General features: G+C 45.6%; 12 protein-coding genes and 1 pseudogene. 3 read left to right on the top strand and 10 right to left on the bottom strand.

Annotated elements, in window-relative coordinates:
- Positions 1-44 precede the first annotated feature (44 nt).
- From MKY16_RS10870 to MKY16_RS10860, 3 genes are read right to left on the bottom strand one after another with little or no spacing between them, the layout of a single operon-like run.
- The gene (locus MKY16_RS10870) at positions 45-1,691 is read right to left on the bottom strand and encodes an extracellular solute-binding protein (protein WP_340885160.1); all 1,647 of its coding nucleotides are present in this window, start codon (positions 1,689-1,691) and stop codon (positions 45-47) included.
- A 26-nt stretch (positions 1,692-1,717) separates the two neighbouring features.
- Complete coding sequence (locus MKY16_RS10865; RefSeq protein ID WP_029519089.1) at positions 1,718-2,605, bottom strand: carbohydrate ABC transporter permease; 888 nt, start codon at positions 2,603-2,605, stop codon at positions 1,718-1,720.
- A gap of 14 nt (positions 2,606-2,619) precedes the next feature.
- Positions 2,620-3,582 (bottom strand): ABC transporter permease, encoded by a 963-nt coding sequence (locus MKY16_RS10860; protein ID WP_029519088.1) that lies wholly within the window; start codon positions 3,580-3,582, stop codon positions 2,620-2,622.
- Between the two features lie 253 nt (positions 3,583-3,835).
- Between MKY16_RS10860 and MKY16_RS10855 the strand changes: the two are divergent.
- A pseudogene (locus MKY16_RS10855) lies at positions 3,836-4,725 on the top strand (hypothetical protein).
- 245 nt (positions 4,726-4,970) lie between these two features.
- Here the strand turns inward: MKY16_RS10855 and MKY16_RS10850 are convergent.
- From MKY16_RS10850 to MKY16_RS10835, 4 genes are all read right to left on the bottom strand, one after another.
- The gene (locus MKY16_RS10850; protein WP_165147354.1) at positions 4,971-5,828 is read right to left on the bottom strand and encodes a DNA-binding protein; all 858 of its coding nucleotides are present in this window, start codon (positions 5,826-5,828) and stop codon (positions 4,971-4,973) included.
- Between the two features lie 182 nt (positions 5,829-6,010).
- Entirely contained in the window at positions 6,011-6,457 is a 447-nt protein-coding gene (locus tag MKY16_RS10845) for an acetyltransferase (RefSeq protein WP_029519084.1), read from the bottom strand.
- A gap of 125 nt (positions 6,458-6,582) precedes the next feature.
- A complete protein-coding gene (locus tag MKY16_RS10840) occupies positions 6,583-8,082 on the bottom strand; it encodes a UxaA family hydrolase (protein WP_069010226.1) in 1,500 nt (499 codons plus the stop codon).
- A 17-nt stretch (positions 8,083-8,099) separates the two neighbouring features.
- Positions 8,100-9,593, bottom strand: a complete 1,494-nt coding sequence (locus MKY16_RS10835) for a tagaturonate reductase (protein ID WP_340955290.1) — start codon at positions 9,591-9,593, stop codon at positions 8,100-8,102.
- 313 nt (positions 9,594-9,906) lie between these two features.
- On the opposite strand from MKY16_RS10835, the gene poxB reads away from it, so the two are divergent.
- Positions 9,907-11,631, top strand: coding sequence for a ubiquinone-dependent pyruvate dehydrogenase (gene poxB / locus MKY16_RS10830; protein WP_029519080.1), 1,725 nt, complete (start codon positions 9,907-9,909; stop codon positions 11,629-11,631).
- 99 nt (positions 11,632-11,730) lie between these two features.
- Here poxB and MKY16_RS10825 read toward each other — a convergent pair whose 3' ends face one another.
- The 3 genes from MKY16_RS10825 to uxaC all read right to left on the bottom strand — a co-directional run bounded on the left by MKY16_RS10825 (position 11,731) and on the right by uxaC (position 15,823).
- A complete protein-coding gene (locus tag MKY16_RS10825; protein WP_029519078.1) occupies positions 11,731-12,735 on the bottom strand; it encodes a LacI family DNA-binding transcriptional regulator in 1,005 nt (334 codons plus the stop codon).
- An 87-nt stretch (positions 12,736-12,822) separates the two neighbouring features.
- A complete protein-coding gene (locus MKY16_RS10820) occupies positions 12,823-14,223 on the bottom strand; it encodes an MFS transporter (RefSeq protein WP_029519077.1) in 1,401 nt (466 codons plus the stop codon).
- Positions 14,224-14,398: 175 nt separating this feature from the next.
- The gene (uxaC, locus tag MKY16_RS10815; protein WP_029519075.1) at positions 14,399-15,823 is read right to left on the bottom strand and encodes a glucuronate isomerase; all 1,425 of its coding nucleotides are present in this window, start codon (positions 15,821-15,823) and stop codon (positions 14,399-14,401) included.
- 519 nt (positions 15,824-16,342) lie between these two features.
- On the opposite strand from uxaC, the gene alsS reads away from it, so the two are divergent.
- Positions 16,343-18,052: an acetolactate synthase AlsS gene (gene alsS / locus MKY16_RS10810; protein WP_340955288.1), complete on the top strand. Its 1,710-nt coding sequence runs from the start codon at positions 16,343-16,345 to the stop codon at positions 18,050-18,052.
- Positions 18,053-18,105: the final 53 nt, after the last annotated feature.

Below are 18,105 nucleotides of genomic sequence, written 5' to 3'. Positions count from 1 at the left end.
AATCACATCCTTAGGGGTTCAATAGATTAAGTTATTGAATTAAATCATTTGGTGAACTGTTCAATTTTCTTAAGGTTTTCCTCATAGGCTTTTTGCTGATAAGCCAATACCTTGTCATAGCCTGCTTTTCTGCGGTCTTCCAAAAAGCGGGCAAACAGCTGATCGAACTCCTCATCCGAGGAAGCCAGCAGCAGTTTCGGTAATGCCTTGCCCCAAATTTTGTCTATCTGGCCTGACGCAATGCCTTCTGCCGAGGTTCCGGTCGGTTTGATATTCTCATATTGAGAGAAGCTGTGGGTCTTGCCTTTCGTCCAATCTTCAGGCTGCTTATACGGCTCGACACTGGGCGGCGCCCACTGCAAATTCATATTTGTATCCATCAGCATCCAGAAAGTGAAGGAGGCGCCATACTTTTTGTCAAATGCAGACCGATCCTTGTTCAGCAGCTCCAGTACCTCCGGCTTGAAGGCTGGCTTACCGTTAACTGTGTCCCACAGCTTTCCCTGCTCCCCCAGATACAGATCACGATTCCCTTCCTCGCTAATCAGATAAGTCAGAAATTCAATAGCCCGCTCCTTGTCTTTGACATCCTTCGAAATAAGCGTCACCGTCCACCCGGAAATGCCCGGCCCGGCCAGCGTCGGCGGGTCCAGCTTACTGTTGGAAGGTCCATCCACCGCAATGTAGACGGAGTTGGGATCTTTCGCATGCAACGTCACCTGTTGTGTAGCAAAATCAGAGCGCTGATATAGCATGGCAAAATACCGTCCCTGTGCCACCTTCTCCTCCATTTGCGGACGTTTGTCGATAAATACGTCCTTGGCGATCAGACCCTGCTCATTGGCTTGACGGAATGTTTTGAGCCAGCGAATGTACTCTTCGTCCGATCGACGGTCGTACAGCTTTCCGTCCTTCTCATGTGGAACGGCTAAAAAATTAAGTAAATAGTCTTCAAAAGAATAATTTCCGTTATCCGTAAATTCGTGGAACCCTATCGGGATCAGCGGTTGACCGTTTATCTCCGGGAATTTCTCCTTTGCTTTTTGAAGCGCTTTCAGGAATCCCTCTGGTGTTCTCATATCCGGCTTGCCAATCGCCTCGTACATATCCTTCCGAACCATAAACGTTTGATTGGAGACAAAATTTTGGCCGTATTTTTGGTAATCCTGTGGTGAAGAGGACGCGTTAGGATACCCATATACATTCCCGTCCGTTTGACGATACCATGACATTTTAGCTGGGTCTGCCACTTTAATCAGATATGGATCATATTTCTCAGCCAACTTGTTAAGTGGGAGCACCATCTTGCCCTCGATCATTTTTTTGATCGCATCTTCCCCCCAACTGAGCGTGACAAAATCAGGCAGTTTGCCCGAGGCGAGCATGGTATTCAGTTTTTCATTTTCATTCCCTGCGGGTACGATAAAATTAACGCTGACCCCAGTCTTTTGCGTCACATACTTCGAGGTCATATCCGTTCCCCACTTGTTCGGGAACCAGGAAAAATTCAAATACCAGTCAAACGTAATCGGCTCTGTATCCGCCTTCCAGCCTGGCGTATCTGCCGAAGCCTTAGTTTTCTCGTCCTTCAATTCCGTGACAGCGCCACTTCCACCGGACGTACACCCCGCGAGCGGTCCTATCAGCAGCACGACGGCCAACAGCCCTTTCTGCCATTTGCGAATGTTCATCATAAATCTCCCCCTTGGATGATGTGCTAACCCTTGATCGATCCGATCATCAGACCCTTGACAAAATACTTCTGCAGAAAAGGATATACCAGTACAATGGGCAGTGTCGTCACGACCATCGTCGCCAGCTTGATCGATTGCGAAGTGACGGACTGGGCAACGCCCCCCGGTGCAGCAGCCATCATTTGATTAGAGCTGGATTGGGCAACAACCCGGTACAAATACGTCTGAATCGGCTGAAGATCCGTATTATTAATATAGATCATTCCGGTAAAATAATCGTTCCACTGGTATACCCCATGAAACAACGCAATCGTCGCTACTACTGGCATGGATACAGGGAGCACGATTCGGCAGAAGATACCGAAATCATTCGCACCGTCTATTTTCGCCGCCTCTTCCAGTGCATCCGGCAGTTCTCGGAAAAAAGCCATAAAAATAATAAGATCAAAAAAGCTGAACATCGCAGGAATGATGTACACCCAAAAGCTGTCCAGCAGTCCGAGATCACGAATCAGCAAATACGTTGGAATCAATCCCCCACCGAAAAACAGGGTAATGGTACCAATCAGCATATACAGTTTGCGCCCGATCAGCTCCTTACGGGAATATGCATATGCAATCATAGCGGTAAAAAACACATGAACAATCGTGCCGATAAGCGTCTTGGCAATAGTCACTCCCATCGCAGTCATAATACCGTTGTTAGCAAATACGGCCTGATAGCTGCCCAGACTGAAGACTCTCGGCCACCAGTAAATGCCACCCCGCATAGCGTCTGCTCCTTCGTTAAAGGAGTTCACCAGCACATACCACACGGGATACAATGTCACAAAACAAATAATCAGCATGAAGACGTTGTTCATGAAATCGAATATCGCTTCGCCTGCTGTTCTACGTTGCAATAGCTGCATGCACCCGTCCTCCTTCAAAATAGGGATGTATTATTCACCCGTTTGGTCACCGAATTGGCAATTAGCAGCAAAATGAGAGCAAGAACCGATTTCAGCAAACCCACCGCGGTAGAATACGAGAAACGGCCCTGCTGAATGCCCACCTGATATACATAAATATCAACTACATTACTTGCACTTTCATTCAGCGAGTTACGCAGGACGAGAATTTGATCGAAGTTGGAGTTCAATATGCCGCTGACCGCCAAAATAAACAAAATGGATATGGTCCCCTTGATAGCGGGAAGTGTGACGTACCACATTTTCTGAAACCGTCCGGCCCCGTCAATGGTGGCCGCTTCGTACATGTCCGTAGATACCCCCGCCATGGCTGCCAAATAGATAATAGCTGACCATCCAAGCTCTTTCCAGATATCCGAGCTAACGACGATAGCCCAAAAATAGCTCGGCTCTGCCAAATAACTGATCGGCTGGTCAATCCACCCCCAGGCTAGCAACAGTTGATTGATCATCCCGGTATCTGCCAGCCACGTCGTTAAGATCCCGCCAAGAATGACCCAAGATAAAAAGTGCGGAAGGTACGAAATGGTCTGTATAGATTTTTTGAACCGTGTAGACCGAATCTCATTCAGAAACAGAGCAAATACAATAGGTAACGGAAACCCGATCGCCAGCTTGAGCAGGCTAATACCCAGTGTGTTTTTGACAATGTACCAAAAGTTATCATCCTCCAAAAAGGCCCGAAAATGCTCTAATCCCGCCCAAGGTGCGCTTGATATGGTTCCAATGATGTCAAAATGTTTGAACGCAATTAAAATACCGTACATCGGAATGTAATGGAAAATAATCATCCATACCACCCCAAGCAGCGCCATAGTCTGCAAATGTCTTTGTTGAACCCATTTGCGCGCTAGTGATGCTCCTCTTCCCGATCGAACCGGCGGCTGTGGCTGCGGATTCTTCCCTCCTGTACTCATACGAAGACCTCCTTTCTTTGTAATGTAAGCACTTACATTTATTATTTTAAAGGCTTCTGCTTCGTATGAGTAGTACTGGATTTTTTGATTTTGGTATCTAAAGTTCAGGTGGGGATCTGACTATAGGCGAGAATTTTCTTCCATACTTTGGATTTTCATATCTATTAATTTACGAAAAAGACTATCAGATGGTACGATAAGACTATATGTGATTCCAATCATTACCTATATACCTAGATCAGGAGGATTAAGAATGGAAGAATTGGTTCGTTCGATTCAGAAACAGGTTCGAATTAAAAAGTTTGCTTGCTGGGCGGGGCTCATCATGTTTGGTCTGTGTACTTTAGTTGGCATTGCAGCTCAGGAATGGCTTATGACGCTCCTGTCACTCGGGATGACAGTCTATCAATCTATGGGTTAACCATGATGCGTGGTATGACGAAGTTTACTAAAGAGTATCAACCGGGAAAGGGCTACGGTTATTATCGCCGTACGGTACAACAAAAGCTGCGCTATCTAACTTGGGGACAGTGGTTAGTAGGCGGCCTTATTGTCCTGATGTTCTTTATATTTAACGTCCGACTTAGTGCTTTTCTCATTGCTATCTTGGGTATCCTGACTATTCAGTTCAGTATCAAAAAACGAATTAAAAATCATCAGGAACCCGATGTCACTGAGCTGGAGGAGTTTGTACGGATGGGGATTGTTTCTCCGCATGAGCAGACTATTGGTGTATATAAAGATTTTCTACACCTGAGTCATACATTTCGGGGTAACCAAATTGTTATCGTTACAGACAAACGCCTGATTTCTGTATTTGTGGAGGAACAGGGGCGTGCGGTGAAGACGGAAATGTTACTCTCGGGTATAAACAAAATACGCGCCATCGGTACGGGTTTTCAAGGTCAAGGTATATTGCTGTCCGTAAGCAACCGTGACCATAACGAGCTTCACATTCATATGGTCGGAAAAAGCATTTTCTTTTCTCCAGAGCAATTTATAGGTTCCTTGCTACGGGCACTGGATGCAGCGTTAAAAAGCAGATCATACAGTACGGAAGAACCATTCCCGGTTTACCAACAGACAAGGATTTCATTGCATCCATCAGAACAGGGTTTACTACATAAACCTACGACAGCTTAAATATTGTTGGGACATGTACCGCGTTATATATACGGTATGATCGGTCTTCATCATACGCCAAATAGCAAGTAAGCCCTGACCTTAATGAGCTTACTTGCTATTGGGTGTACTTCCACATCATATTTTCCAATCAACTACCTACCTGTTAAAACAACTAATTTTCTACTGTACTTCTGCCTTCTTAATGATTGGCTCCATGATAAAACACCGTGATGAGATCATGACTTGTAACAAACACTAGCAAACTAAACAGACTGAGCGACAGAGGGCGTGAAATCAATTTTTTCATCCTTTAACACTCCTTTTAAAATAGTTATATATTGGTCTTGCTGTGTTGCTGTAGCTTGGGATCTGAAAATTTCAAATACAGCGGTACATTTCCTAAACTCATGTTCATGTTCCATACCCAGGGTATCGGACAGCATGAGAGATTGCAGGATATAGCCCAACGCAACCGTAAACTGTTGTTGCTTGATATAGTAAAGAGCCAGTTGATAGCAGAAGCGAAAATAATAAGATACATTCACAGGCTCTTCAAAATATTTAAAACCTTCAATTTGTTCGGCAAATGATTCCAGCACAGCCTCTAAAGAATAGTCGTATCTCGACGCTCCCTCAACGATGGAAAGAAGCCCCGGTAACAGCTCTTCCGGATTGTTACGAAGAAATTGGATATATTCCTGCAACACTTCGGCATGGCCTGACAAAATATCAAGGGCATACAAATTAGCTCTGGCAGCATAGCGGTAATATTCCACCTCTGCTTCCCCATATTGATCAAGACCATTAAACCAGCCCAATTCTGCATATTTTTCGATGCAATCGCGAGCGGCCTCATACTTGCCCTGTTTTTGGAAAGCCATGCCTTTCATGAGATGACTGTAGCCGTAGTAGTAGACTAGCGGCCGTTTGGTATGTATGGGTTGTATAGGTTTCTTGCGCGCTTTGTAGAGCTGCAATTCCTGATACTTTTGGTTGACATGGCTATACAGCCGGTCGCATAAAGCAATCATATTGGCACCGTCCGCAAATGAAAAAGACAGCTTAATCATGTTGACAAGTGTGTCTAGATCTGTGATGTCGGAGTGAACAAGATCATCCACTATTCCCGCCTCCTTGTCTGACTTTTTATATTCACCAAACAAAAGCAAGCTCTAAACCCTAACTAAAAATAACTTAATTACGTATTTATTACGTAATTAAGTTATACCATGAATTCAAACATATGACAAGTGCATTATGATAATATATTCCATTTTTTAAAATACCAACGAAAGTAGATCGTTCACTTGTTCAATTCCATGTGAAGCAAAGGAAATGCCCTACCTGATCCATCCAGTGCAGATCGCGCCGTTTGTACAAAGCCGTAATGTCTGTAGAAAGCATACGCTTTCTCGTTCTGCTCATTCACGTCCACTTTGAGGTGTTTCCCTTTTATTTTTTCAGCATGCTGGATGAGTCGGCTGCCTATGCCCTGCCCATGGTGTTCAGGGTCCACAAAGAGCATCTCTATTTTTAATCCGTCCAGCCCGATAAAACCTGTTGGTTCTTGACTTGTATTCCATTCCATCCAAACTTCAAGTTCTCTTAAAACACCATTGCGTACGATATGATGATAAAATTGAATGTCCTCTTCCGCCAAAAATGTATGCGTCCGGCGTACAGCCCGCTGCCAAATATCAACGAGTTGATCATGATTTTCTTCCCGATAAGCAACAATTTCATTTTGCACGGTACTTCCCCCTTATTTAAATATCGATATTGCATGTTTTGCAGTAAGTCTAACATGCCTATTTAGAAGCATACAAACACAAAAAAGGAAGCGGAGTAATTCCGCCTCCCTTAGACTACAGCCTTTTACAACGTAACACCGTTTTTAAAAATAGCGAGCTCCCTGAAATTGTTTTTCTCATTGTTCACCCATGTTCCGCTGGCTACATCGACGATGTAATCGACAAAGTTGCGGAGCGCATCTTCCATACTGACATCCTCCACCAATGAACCGGCGTTATAGTCGATCCAATGAGGTTTAGCCTTATATAACGGCGAGTTGGTTGATACCTTCATCGTCGGAACAAAGGAGCCAAACGGCGTACCGCGTCCAGTTGTGAAAATGACGAGTTGGCAGCCCGCTGCGGCGAGAGCTGAAGATGCCACTAGATCGTTGCCCGGCGCGCTGAGCAGGTTGAGTCCCTTGGTCTTGAGACGTTCCCCGTACTGAATGACATCAGTGACCGTGGAAGACCCGGATTTTTGCGTACAGCCCAGTGATTTATCCTCCAGCGTCGTAATGCCCCCTGCTTTATTGCCCGGTGACGGATTTTCGTATACTGGCTGCTTGTAATCCAGAAAATATTGTTTGAAATCGTTAATCAGATGTACGATCTTACCAAATACTTGCTCATCGGCAGCGCGCTCCATTAAAATCGTTTCCGCGCCGAACATTTCAGGTACTTCTGTCAATACCGTTGTTCCACCTTGCGCTGCCATATAATCCGACAATCGTCCGAGTAGTGGGTTGGCAGTAATACCCGATAAGCCATCAGATCCACCGCATTTCAAGCCGATGTTCAGCTCAGACAATGGTACAGGTTCCCGCCGATCTTCTTGCACGGCCGCAAAAATTTCATGAAGCAACCTTACCCCTTCCTCTACTTCATCCGACACATCTTGGGAAAGCAAAAACTTTACCCGCTCCGAATCATATTCCCCGATGGCTTCCTTAAATTCTTTCATTTCATTGTTTTCACAGCCCAAACCCAGTACAAGTACGCCACCTGCGTTCGCATGTTTCACGGCATCGATCAAAATCGTGCGCGTATGTGCATGATCGTCACCCAACTGAGAACAACCATAGTTATGCTTGAGCACAAGTGCATTTTCAAAAGGTGAAATATCTCCCACTTCCTGCTTGAAACGGTTTAAAATAAGTTCAGCGATCCCGTTCACACAGCCGACCGTCGGCACAATCCACAACTCATTGCGAATCCCCACACGACCGTCCTTTCGCCGAAAACCTTGAAACGTACGACTCTCCTGTTCATATAAATGAGGAGCTGGCTTAGGCTTATAAGTGTACTCTTCTACGCCTGTCAGGTTCGTCTTCGTATTATGCGTATGCACATGCTGACCTGCCTGAATGGGCTGAATGGCATGACCGATGGGATATCCGTATTTCAGAACATGCCCACCTACAGGTATATCCTGCAAGGCGATTTTATGCCCACGTGCTACATCCTCGGCTAGCTCCACCCGTTGTTCTTCTTGTGCTCCCCATGCCAGTGTTTCTCCCTGCTTGTAATCACGCAAGGCGACAGCCACGTTATCTTGATTATGAATTTGAATGAATTCCAGCATTCCGGTTTCCTCCTTGCTTATGCTCTGGGCACGCTGTTCCCGGTTAGAGAATCGAGCGTCTCCTTCATTCCTCTGCTTGTAATTTCATACACGTGCTGTGCCGTTTGTTCAGCCAGCCCTTCGATCTGGTTCAAATCTTGACCCCACCATGTTTGCTTGCCGAGTACCCGCTCAGTCAATTGCTTCGCCCCGGCGAGAGTACCGTCATATTTACTCCACAGTTCACCAAACGTGCTCAACACTTCAGCTTCGTCTGCCAACGCAATCGACTCGCCATTTCTATCACCCCGGTAAAATACGAGTAAGGACGCCAGTGAAAACACGATTTTGGCAGGCAGCTCCTTACGTTGTTCTACATACTGGAGCAAGGATGGCAAGTTCCGTGTCTTGAACTTTGACACCGAATTCAACGCAATACTCATAACATAATGACTTACATATGGATTACGGAACCGCTCAATAACATCGTCGGCATATACATTCAATTCCGCTTCTGGTGAGTCCAGCGTCGGAATAATTTCTTCTCGAATCAGCGACTGGATAAAACTGCCCATAATATCATGCTCAACCGCCTGCCCCACTGTGTCCAGGTCATATAAATAAGCTACAGGTGTAAGCGCCGTATGTGCTCCATTCAAAATACGCACTTTCCGTGTACGATATGGCGCCATATCGTCGACAATCAGGACATTCAATCCGGCCAAATGAGCAGGTAATTCCTCTTTAAGCCACTGTGGCCCTTCAATAACCCATAAATGATACTGTTCGCCCACAACAACCAAATCGTCCTTGTAACCCAATTCCGCTTGGATTTCATGAATTCGGTCTTTGGGATAACCAGGTACAATTCGATCCACCAAACTGTTGCAGAACGTATTTGCTTCCTCTATCCATGCAATAAACTCAGCTCCAAGCTTCCATTGGTCCGCATATTTCAGTACGATTTCCTTGAGAGCGTCTCCATTACGGTCGATGAGCTCGCATGGAATGATGACCAATCCCTTGCTCTGATCGCCCCCAAAAAATTGAAAGCGCTTATACAGAAAGGCAGCCAGTTTGCCCGGGAAGCTCTTTTGCGGACGATCTTCTAGCTGATCGTCTGGGGCATAAGCGATCCCCGCTTCCGTCGTATTCGACACAACAAAACGCAGCTCCGGCTTTTGGGATAGTGCTTCATACTCCAAAAAGTCCGAGCCGTACGGATTAATCCCACGAGAGACGCACTCCACAACGGTATGCTCCTTCATGGCCTTCCCATCCTTAATCCCTTCAAGAATAACCGTATACAGGTCATCCTGCTCGTTAAGCTTCTCCACGAGGCCTCCTGGCTGCGGTTGTACAATCACAACTCCCGTATTCCATTCTGCCAGCTTATTCATTTTGTCAAATTGCCAGTCTACAAAAGCACGCAGAAAGTTCCCTTCCCCGAATTGCATCACCCTCACAGGATGCGGGTCTGTAACGATAAAGCTTTTTCTGTTTAATTGATCTAATGCATCTACTTTTTTCATCCGGAGTATCCTCCCACTATTACCATAATGATTTCAACGTTATTTTAGCATAATGCACACGTTAACAAAATAGTTTTCTCAACATTTTTACTTTGTAAAAATAATAATGACAATAATATGAACACGTTAACATAGAGTTTTGCATAACAACCGGCAAGTATATGGACCTCTTTCTGTTGTTTCGCTGCTGAGCCAAGACGGTTAAGGCTAACTATCACCCTATCCGAGACCTTGTCCTTATATACTTTTCAGGAGAATAGACGCAAGAAAGCACGGGCAGGATAACACTACTTACTAGGCAGGAGGAACATCTATGAAGACAATTGCAGATACTATTGTACAAGTTTTGGTCAATGCAGGGGTCAAGCGGATTTATGGCATTGTTGGAGATTCTCTAAATAATATGGTGGATTCCATTCGCAGCAATGGTCAAATCGAATGGATTCATGTAAGGCACGAAGAAGTGGCTGCCTTTGCAGCCGGAGCGGATGCTGACCTTAGTGGCAGCATTGCTGTATGTGCCGGAAGCAGTGGTCCCGGAAATTTGCATCTGATTAATGGTTTATATGATTGTCACCGCAATCGTGTGCCTGTACTGGCTATTGCCGCTCACATTCCAAGCGACGAAATCGGAAGTGAATATTTTCAAGCGACGCATCCTGAACATCTTTTCGGAGAATGCAGTCACTTCTGTGAAGTTATTACGACACCGCGTCAAATTCCCAGAACGGTGACCATGGCCATTCAACAGGCAGTTTCACGTTCAGGTGTCTCCGTCATTGTTCTTCCCGGTGATGTAGCAGCATTGGGGGCGGAAAAGGTACCCGTCCCTGAACATGTCTACCATCCCACTACACCTGTAGTGCATCCGTCAGCTTCCGAAATTTCCCGACTGGCCGAATATTTGAATCAAGGCAAACGAATTACGCTACTATGCGGCGCCGGCTGTTCACAATCTCATGAATTGCTCATGCAGCTATGTGACAAGTTAAAATCCCCCATGGTATCCGCTCTGCGAGGCAAGGAATATCTGGAGTATGACAACCCTTATTATGCTGGATTAACGGGACTGATCGGTTATTCTTCCGGGTACCATGCGATGATGGATTGTGACGTCCTGCTTATGCTCGGAACAGACTTCCCTTACAGACAATTTTACCCTGAAGATGCGATTGTCCTACAGGTAGATATAGAGCCAGCCCATCTTGGCAGACGTACTCCGTTAACGTATGGTTTATGTGGGGATGTAAAAGCCACGTTGGAAATGCTGCTACCGCATTTAACATCAGAGCATGATTCCAAGCATCTAGAGAAAACCGTCTCCCACTATACCAAGGTACGCCAGGAGTTGGATGACCTTGCTGTCGGTAAACCAGGTCATACGCCGATCCATCCGCAATATCTCGCCAAGGTCATCAGTGACGCCGCGCAGGAAAATGCTATTTTCACCTGTGATGTCGGTACTCCCACTGTATGGGCGGCGCGTTATTTGCAGATGAACGGTCAGCGCCGGCTTCTCGGATCGTTCAACCATGGTACGATGGCAAATGCGTTACCACAAGCGATTGGAGCACAGGCCACTGAGCCTGACCGACAAGTGATTGCCCTCTCAGGCGATGGCGGACTCACGATGCTGATGGGCGACCTGCTCACCCTGAAGCAGCATCATCTGCCTATCAAAGTCATTGTTTTCAATAATGGCGCTCTCGGTTTTGTCGAGCTGGAAATGAAAGCGGCCGGATTTCTGGAAAACGGTACTGAACTGGTGAATCCTGATTTTGGTGCTGTAGCGCAAGCCATGGGACTCAAGGGCATCCGGGTTGAAGATCCGACCATGCTGGAAGATGCCATTCAGCAAGCATTGGCTCATGATGGCCCTGTTGTGGTAGACGTGGTGGTGAACCGCCAGGAGCTATCCATGCCACCCAAAATTAATCTTAAACAAGCAGAAGGATTTACACTGTGGATGATGAAAGCGATGCTAAACGGACGTGGTGACGAGATTGTAGAACTGGCTAAAACCAATCTCTTTCGTTAAATATAGACGAAGCAGAACGCATTTCAGCCTAAAAGGGGCAGAAACCATATATCTAGCATGGTTTCTGCCCCTTTGGCCTACCTGTTAATCAAACGAAACTTAGTGTGGTCTGCCTGCCGTTGATTTCCGCTTCATGAGCGCGGTCTCCATAAATATAAGCTCGCCCTCATTGGACGGTGACTGAATTCGTTCCAGAATGCAGGCGGCTCCACGCTCGCTAATCTGCTCAATCGGTCTTTTGACTGTTGTTAACGGTGGAGTCGTATACATTGAGAACCCGATATCGTCAAAACCAATGACAGAGATATCCTCTGGTACCTTCAAGCCGTTTTCGAATACCGCATTCATTGCCCCAATAGCCATATCATCGTTAGAGCAAAATACCGCTGTCGGCGGCTCCTGCAAGGAAAGCAATTGCTTCATTGCCTGGCTACCACTTTCAGTATCATAATGACCTTGCACGATATATTCATGTCGAATGGGCTTACCACTATCAATCAACGCATTCATAAAACCCTCGCGGCGTTGCTGGGTAGACTTGAAGCCTTCTACCCCTTCGATGATCGCAATGCGTTCATGCCCACTTTCAACGAGAAAGGAGACCGCTTCATAGGACCCTTCTTTATCATTAGAAATCACGTTTACAATCCCCGCCCCGGACACCTGCCGATTCAGAACAACAAGCGGAATGCCTTGACCGAGCACATGATAAATAAAAGGGTTGTCCGCCTCGCTCTGGCTCATCAGAATGATACCATCAAAACGTTTGCGGTGTATGGCCGAAAAATCAGCGTAATCGTCAATTCCTCGCACAAACAGATTGTAATCTACCCCAATGACATGATTAACACCGCGGATGGTATCGGCAAAAAAACTGGAGCTTGTGCCTTCTGAAATACTGGTGAAAAACAGGCCAATCGTATGCGAGCGCTGGAGAACTAGGCTTTTGGCATTAAAATTTGGAATGTAATTGAGTTGCTCTGCCAACTCCATAATTTTGCGTTTCGTATCTTCTTTAATCAGCGGGCTGTTATTGAGCGCCCGGGAGACGGTTGTATGGGAAACATTAGCCAATTTGGCAATGTCTTTAATGGTAGCTGCCATATACGTATCCTTTCCTTAGTGAGGCTCTAAAAAAATTATATACCCACCATACCACAGGAGCCGCCCGGAAAAGAAGACTTTCACAAATTATACGCGGTTGTCCGCATGTCGACGCTGTAATTCTTGAACCATTTCTGCATGTCTGCTGTCCGTCAGCTTGTACATTTTACCGATGACCAGCATGGCCAAAGCCAGGGCAACAGCCGGATAGAGACAAAGTAATGCTTTGATCCCAAGCAGGGTTCCAGAGGACTGAACCACATTCGGAACATACCCGATGAGCGCTAGTCCAATACCCGATAGAAAGCCAGACAAGGATTGAGCCAACTTACGTGAAAAGTTAAATAACGAGTAAGTAATCCCTTCCTTACGCTCCCCGGATGACCATTCGCCATAATCAATAATATCGGACACGAATGCCCAGGTCACCCCGTTAGGAATACTAATACCAATGAACGAAATACTGGCCAGGATTGTGAAAATGTATACATTTGAAGGCATAAAAAAGTTAATGGAGTCGGCAATGACACTAACCAGCATCCCCAGTATGGCTGTTTTTCGTTTACCGAAACGCCGTACCAGCTTGGGCAGGAACAATACACCCAGTAGCGACGAACCGATAATAATAAAATTCATATAAGCCATTAACTCTACATGCCCCAAGTTATATTCGGCAAAATAGATCAGCAGAGCGGACTTAATATTGTACGCGGATATAGTGAAAATCGTCATCAAAACGAGCACCAGCAAAGGCTTGTTATTCGTAAAAGTATGCACAATAACGCCTATAGATAGCTTCTCTTTTGGCCCGGACTGGCTAATAATACGTTCTTTCGTTCCTCGGTAACATATGATGAAAGCGATCACACCAATGAGTGACATAATCCCCATCACAACCGGATAGCCAACATGATGGTTAGGAAACAGTAAAATAAGCGGCATGACAACGACACTGGTGACGAATAATGCGCCCAGAGATCCCGCCTGACGGAAAGATGACAATGAGGCACGCTGATGAGTATCCTGTGTAATAGCGGCACCTAGCGAGCCGTATGGAATATTTACAATAGAGTAGCCGATCCCCCAGATCATATAGGACGCATAGGCGTAAATGAGTTTTCCTGTGGGTGAAATATTCGGCGATATAAAGGTTAGAACCGTAAGAATTGCAAGGATAACGCTTCCAACAATAAGAAAAGGTCTAAATTTTCCACGTGTACCGATATGTTTGCGATAATCAACAAAGGACCCGACAATGGGATCACAGACGGCGGCAAATAGCTTGCTGACCAAGAAAATGCCTGCGGCGGCTCCTGCAGAAACCCCTGCTACATCCGTAAAAAATTTCAGCAAATACAACTGCCCCAAATCAAACATGAATCCGTTTCCAAAGTCACCCATACCATACGAAATCTTTTCTTTCAGGCTAATATGCTCGCCTGTCTTGTTGTCAGTTTGGACGTTCTCCTGCACGATAGGCACTCCCATACCTACACACTCCCCTATGTTTGTAATTAATTTCACAAAATTAGTTCTGGATTTTGCAAAATCCCCAGTTGATAACTATTTTATTTTTAATTGCTCTTGCCGGGAGTTTTGAAACAAGCTCCCGGCAAGAGCCCTTTCTTATGAAGTTAGTGAGTCCTCGCCTTAGGGCGTAGTTTCACTTACTATGAACAACCGTTGGGAAATTAAAATATTGCTCGGCGTTGTTGTAGCAAATGTTTTGTACCATGGCTCCGAGCAGCTCCAGATCCTCAGGCGCCTTACCCTCCTGAACCCACGTTCCAATTAAGTCACAGAGTATACGGCGGAAATATTCATGGCGTGTGTAGGAGAGGAAGCTGCGGGAATCCGTCAGCATACCAATAAAGCGGGACAGCACCCCGTAGTTAGCCAGCAACTTCATCTGCTCCTGCATACCTTCGATGTGGTCGTTATACCACCATGCCGTGCCAAACTGGATTTTCCCCACATTTCCACCGGATTGGAAACAACCCGCGAGACTTGCCAGTACTGGATAATCAACCGAATTAAGCGAATACAAAATGGTTCTCGGTAATCCTCCTGCCAGCTCCTGTGCGTCCAGCAATGCCGCCAATGGACGAGCGATAGAGCCATCATTTACGGCATCGTAGCCTGTATCCGGTCCCAATTGACGGAACATAGTAGTGTTGTTATTACGCAGTGCGTGGATGTGGTATTGCATAGCCCAGCCATGTTCTGCATACTGTTTGCCAAGGAAAACCAGAACGTACGATTTATATTTCGCCTCCTCTAAAGGAGTCACATGGCCTTCCTCCAGCGCCTTATTGAATATGGCTGCAGCTTCCTCCCGTGTCGTTTCTTCATAGACTACAGTATCCAGCGCATGATCAGATACTCGGCCTCCGGCAGCATGGAAATGGCGCACCCGGCTCGCCAGCGCATTCAAAAATCCTTCCAGGCCAGAAACATCCAGTCCGCTGACTTCACCCAACCGAGCCACCCAAGGCCGGAAAGTTTCGCGATTAATCTCCAAAGCCTTGTCGGGACGGAAGCTTGGCAACACTGCGACTGGGAAATCGGTCAGCTTGCTGATTTGTTTGTGGTATTCGAGATGGTCTGTCGGATCATCCGTGGTGCACACCACAGTTACCTTCGAGTTCACAATCAGATCACGTGCGCCAAAGCCTTTTCCCTGCAGCTTTTGGTTTACCTTTTCCCAGATCACTGGTGCGTTCTGTTCATTCAGCAGCTCAAAGACACCAAAAAAGCGTTGAAGCTCCAAATGCGTCCAATGGTACAGCGGATTGCCGATTAGTGTAGGTACGGTTTTGGCCCAAGCCATAAACTTGTCATAATCTTCGCCATCCCCCGTAATCAGGCGTTCCTCAACCCCATTGGCCCGCATAAGTCTCCACTTGTAATGGTCTCCGTACAACCAAGCTTCCGTAATATTCTTGAACGCTTTATTTTCATAAATTTCTTGTGGACTTAAATGACAATGATAGTCAATAATCGGCATATCCTTGGCGTACTGATGATACAAGATTTCAGCCGTTGGATTGCTCAACAAAAAGTTTTCGTCTAAAAACGCTTTAGTCATTACTTTCTCATCCCTTCTATAATCGTGTTTCTCAATAAATTGTTAACGTTAACAAAAATGCTTGTACTGTACTCGTTTTTCAATAATAGCATTCTCCACCACATAGCAGATCTCGTGATTAGACAAGATGATATAGATGTAATGCGATACCTGTACATCATTTTAAGCCGGATTACTTCACTTTAAATTTAATGTTTACGTTAACAACAATTACATTGTAACCGCTATCCTTTGTAGACGAAAGTGATTTTTATCATGTGAGCGAATAAAAAAAATGGCCTACTGTCATTTGGAGCAGATCTGTTCTATATTTTCCCGATAGCTGATACCAAAAGAAAATTCTACAATTTTTAATTTTCCCCGATAAATCAAACTTTGAAAACGTTTTATGTGTTTTTCTCTTTTTTTCAGAAAATTTCTTTCTTGAAAATACCAGTTATTGCATTATAATTGTAATATACATCCATTGTTTTACATTGAAAGTATTTCATTGGTTTATTTCAAAGATGAAAAGAAGAGGTGGTAGCATTGAGTACCAAAGTTCAAGCTGTTCAAACTAAAACTAAAACCAAATCCGATACAAAAGGAGCCGACCTTGTTGTCGATTGTTTGATCAAGCAAGGGGTTACGCATATTTTTGGCATTCCAGGTGCCAAGATCGATTCTGTTTTTGATGTTCTTCAAGATCGGGGTCCAGAATTGATCATATGCCGTCATGAACAAAATGCCGCCTTTATGGCAGCAGCGGTCGGTCGTTTAACAGGTAAACCGGGCGTATGCATTGTTACTTCCGGTCCAGGCGCGTCTAACTTGGCGACAGGACTTGTCACCGCTAATGCAGAGAGTGATCCTGTCGTCGCCATTGCTGGTGCAGTCCCAAGATCAGAACGCCTGAAACGCACGCATCAATCTATGGATAACGCCGGACTTTTCGAACCCATTACCAAGTACAGTGTAGAAGTAGAACATCCTGATAGTGTACCGGAAGCAATTACTAATGCATTTCGGATTGCGACCTCAGCCCAGCCTGGAGCCACATTTGTCAGTCTGCCGCAGGACGTGTTGACTTCGTCATCCGAAGTAACCGCCATTGAGAAGGTTTCCCTTCCCCAGCTTGGAACTGCACCCGCCGAGCTCATCAAACAAGTTGCAGGCCAAATCAAAAAAGCCAAGCTGCCCGTACTCCTTCTCGGTATGAAAGCCAGCACACCCGAAGCTACAGCAGCCATCCGTGCACTGATTCGAAACACGGATTTGCCTGTGGTTGAAACCTTTCAGGCCGCTGGAGCCATTTCCCGGGAGCTGGAAAGCCACTATTTTGGAAGAGTCGGTCTGTTCCATAATCAGCCGGGTGACATGCTTCTTGGAGCGGCAGATCTGGTACTGACGATTGGCTATGATCCTATTGAATATGATCCAAAAAACTGGAATATTCCTGCGAACCGAACCCTTATTCATCTGGATGATCATCAAGCAGATATTGATCATGATTATCAACCTGATCACGAGCTTATCGGGAATATAGCCCTGATTGTGAGTGGCCTTGCAGAAGAATTGCCTACCTTAAAGCTACCTAAAGCCTCCTGCGACCAATTAAATCGTCTTCGTCATGATCTAAACGAGCAAGAAGCTGTTCCTGTACACAGTCACGATTATCTGATTCATCCATTACAATTTATTCGTACACTGCGCAGCCTGATCGACGATAATGTCACTGTCACCTGTGATGTTGGTTCACACTACATTTGGATGGCACGATATTTCCGTTCGTATGAACCGCGGCGCCTTCTATTCAGCAACGGAATGCAGACGTTGGGCGTAGCACTGCCTTGGGGGATTGCTGCCACACTCGTCAACCCCGGTCAAAAAGTCGTTTCTATTTCTGGAGACGGAGGATTTCTGTTTTCATCCATGGAGCTCGAAACCGCTGTACGTCTTAACTCTCCGCTAGTGCATATCGTATGGAGAGATGGTACCTATGACATGGTCGCATTTCAACAACAGATTAAATATGGCAGAACTTCCGGTGTAAAATTTGGAGATGTTGATGTAGTGAAATATGCTGAAAGCTTCGGGGCCACCGGATTACGCGTGCACTCTCCTGAAGAACTGGAAAGTGTATTGCAGCAGGCACTTCATGCGGATGGTCCTGTGGTTGTTGATATCCCGATTAATTATCAAGATAATATCCAGTTGGGACGTAAACTGCTGCCAAATCAATTAAACTAACCTTTACCAAGACTTACTCGTGACGTTTTCGTGACAATTATGGAGCAAAACGT

It is taken from the genome of Paenibacillus sp. FSL L8-0641 (assembly GCF_038006265.1).
In the GTDB taxonomy this organism is placed as follows: Bacteria; Bacillota; Bacilli; order Paenibacillales; family Paenibacillaceae; genus Paenibacillus; species Paenibacillus polymyxa_D.
Note: the sequence above shows the minus strand (reverse complement) of the source record. Positions and strands in the feature narration are given on the sequence as shown.